Raw genomic sequence first — 2917 nt, forward strand, 5'->3', positions numbered from 1 at the left:
CATGATCCGGTTGCGATTGCAGATGCTCAGCCCGCTCTCGACCAGGTGCAGCTGGAAGCGGCGGACGTCGTCAGCTGTCGCCGTGTCGGGCGAGCGCCCCAGGAACGCGGCGAAGCGCCTGCAGCTGTGGATGTGGCTTCTCTGCGCGTGGCGCCCCAGCTTGCGGGCGGCCATATCCTCGATCATACGCTGGCGCAGCGGGCTGACGGTGGTATCAGTGCTCATCGGGAGCTTCTCCTGAGTGAGGTTTGCCAACACCTCATCTTCCTCAGGACGGCGCTCCCCACCCTGCTATAAGCGCGCTCTCAACTCGCCACCGACCCCGCCAACGTGCACCCCCGCGCAGCGGCTATCGCGGCAGCGATTTAGTGCATTGCCCCGTTGCGGTCATTCGTTAACGCTCTCTCGAACCGCCGGATTTGGTGGATTGCTGCCTTCGGTGACCGTGCACGCGCGCCGAAGGAAGCGCCGAAAGTTTGCCAATGATCTTCGGCGAAGTGAGCCGATCCCGAAGCCCTATACCCTTCGCCTTCCATTCCTGGGAGTCGGGGTACCGCGATCTCCGTTGCGCAAAAGCGCGGCGTAACGGCCTGGGGTAAGACCGAAGCGCGACTTGAAATGCCGGGTCATGTGGCTTTGGTCAGCGAAGCCAGCTGCGTAGGCGGCGTCGGCGAGGGAGATGCCGGCGGCGATCTGCACCTTCGCCCGATCGAGGCGCCGGCCGATTAGATACCGATGGGGCGACGTGCCGATCGAAGCGCGGAACGCGCGGGCGAGTGCGTATCGGTCCACCCCGGTTTCCGTTTCCAGCGTCGCGGCGCTGACTGTCTCGGCAGCGGTGTCGAGCAGCTCGCGGGCGGTAACGATAGCTTTCCCAGAGACGCGTGTTGTCGAGCGGAGCGCACCGGCATGGCGCGCGAGCGCGTCCGCGAGCGCGGTGACGAGGGCGGGCAGCGCGAGATCTTCGATCGGCCGCGGGAACTCGATAAACGCTTCGGCGAGGACGTGGCGCAGCGCAAGGTCGTCAAGGACCGGCTCCCCGCAGAAAGGAAGCGCCCGGCCATCGACCGCGGCGGCGATCAGTGACGGGTCGACATAAAGCATGCTGTACACGAACCCGGTGGGCGCGCCGGCATGGCCATCGTGCACCTCGTCCGGATAGAGGACGACAATCCGCCCGGGCATGCTCGTCCGCGCGGCACCGCGATAGTGGAAGCATTGGAGCCCCGCTTCGGTGACGCCGACTGCATAGGTCTCGTGCCGATGCCGGTCGTAGGCGTGGCCGGAAAAACGAGCGCGGAGCCGTTGCAACCCGGTCGTGGGCGGATCGACGATCAGGAAGTCCGGCGGGGCAACTTCAACCATCGCTTTTCTGCACGAACGTTCAAGACGGCTCCCGCGGCGACGCCCAGGATGGGCCGCATGATTTACAGCACCAAGACCGCGCTCGTCATCCGCTCGGATTTGCTGCCCTGGCAGATTGCGAATGTCGCAGCGTTCCTTTCGGGCGGCCTCGCCTGTGCCTATCCCGAGATCGTCGGCGAGCCCTATCGCGACGGCGACAACCGGCTCTACACGGCGATGATCCGCGAGCCGATCTTCATCTACGGAGCGACGAGCACCGAGCTGACCCGAACCCATGGCCGCGCTGTCAGCCGGGGAATGCGGTTCGCGATCTATACAGCGCCCCTCTTTAAGACCGCCAACGATGTCGACAACAGGGCAAGCGTCGCCGCGACTGCAACCGCTGGCCTCGATCTCGTCGGAATCGGCCTGCACGCCGACCGCAAAACTACGGAGAAGATCACGGGCGGACTGAAGTTCCTGGCTTGATTTGCGGCGGCGGGCGTCCCCGCCGCCGAAACCGCCGCGACGGTGGAATCTTCGGATTTGCCAGTCTCGCAGTGGGGTGATCTCGCCATTGCGACAAGGAGGCTATGATGGACCACTCAGGCGGATGCCATTGCGGCAACATCCACGTGCTCCTACGACTGTCGAAGCCGCCCGAGAACAATCCAGTGCGAACTTGCACTTGCTCGTTCTGTCGTAGCCACAATCCCGGCATGATTTCCGACCCGTCGGGATTGCTCGAAGTCTCGGCCGACAACTGGTCGCTCGTTGAGCTTTATCGCTTTGGTACCCGCACCGCCGATTTTCTGATATGTCGCCGCTGTGGCGTCTTCATCGCGGCGATTTCGGACTTGGAAACTACGCCCTGCGGGGTGGTAAACGTGAATTGTCTTGAAGACCGGTCTCGTTTCATAGCGCCAGTAACGATGCACGAGTTCCAGAGTGAGACGCTCGGAGCCCGAATCGCCCGCCGCGCAGCCAACTGGATGCCGGCCGTGGTGCGGCGTTAACGAACGTCGAACGCGCCGAAGTAGGCAGAATCATGCACTCGTTTCCGGGTCTGGTTGCATTTGACGTTGATGGGACCTTGCTTCGAGGCGAAACCGTCTGTGAATGTATTGGCAGGCACCTCGGTAAAAGCGAGGAAATGACCGTAATCGAACAAGCAACGACCTTGGAGGAGGTTGCAGCTGCGCGCCGCCAAATGTTGACATGGTATCTGCCGCACGGCAGGGAAGCGATCCTCGAATATGTGAAGGATGTACGACTGGCTCCCGGTGCGAAGGCGGCTTTTGCTCGTCTACGCCTATTGGGGATAAAAACCGCATTAGTCTCTATCACATGGAAGTTTGCTGTCGAGTGGCTCGCCCTCGAACTTGGGGCCGACTATGCAGTTGGAACCGACTGGGCAGACACAGGCGAAGTCAGCGATTTTTGGCCCGATGATAAAGTTGCGTGGCTGACCATTCTGCTCTCTGAGCTTAATGCAACGCAGGATGAGTTGGTTGCAGTCGGGGATTCTTTCGGGGATATCCCAATGCTAGGTTTTGCTCGTCGCGGATATTTT

At 62.0% G+C, this 2917-nt stretch carries 5 protein-coding genes; 3 read left to right on the forward strand and 2 right to left on the reverse strand.

The features are described from left to right. Both JOY90_RS00020 and JOY90_RS00025 read right to left on the reverse strand, forming a co-directional pair. On the reverse strand, window positions 1–225 hold a 225-nt coding region (locus JOY90_RS00020; RefSeq protein WP_291689127.1), incomplete at its 3' end, for a phage integrase N-terminal SAM-like domain-containing protein. Between the two features lie 291 nt (window positions 226–516). Next, a complete protein-coding gene (locus JOY90_RS00025) occupies window positions 517–1365 on the reverse strand; it encodes an AraC family transcriptional regulator (RefSeq protein ID WP_291689128.1) in 849 nt (282 codons plus the stop codon). A gap of 57 nt (window positions 1366–1422) precedes the next feature. Here JOY90_RS00025 and JOY90_RS00030 point away from each other — a divergent pair, with 57 nt between their 5' ends. The 3 genes from JOY90_RS00030 to JOY90_RS00040 form a co-directional block, all read left to right on the forward strand. Continuing rightward, window positions 1423–1833 (forward strand): DUF2000 domain-containing protein, encoded by a 411-nt coding sequence (locus tag JOY90_RS00030; protein WP_291689129.1) that lies wholly within the window; start codon window positions 1423–1425, stop codon window positions 1831–1833. 230 nt (window positions 1834–2063) lie between these two features. Continuing rightward, window positions 2064–2360, forward strand: coding sequence for a hypothetical protein (locus tag JOY90_RS00035; RefSeq protein ID WP_291689130.1), 297 nt, complete (start codon window positions 2064–2066; stop codon window positions 2358–2360). Window positions 2361–2392: 32 nt separating this feature from the next. Then, a partial coding sequence (locus JOY90_RS00040; protein ID WP_291689131.1) for an HAD family phosphatase occupies window positions 2393–2917 on the forward strand: 525 nt, incomplete at its 3' end.

Source organism: Bradyrhizobium sp., assembly GCF_019242285.1.
GTDB lineage: Bacteria > Pseudomonadota > Alphaproteobacteria > Rhizobiales > Xanthobacteraceae > Bradyrhizobium.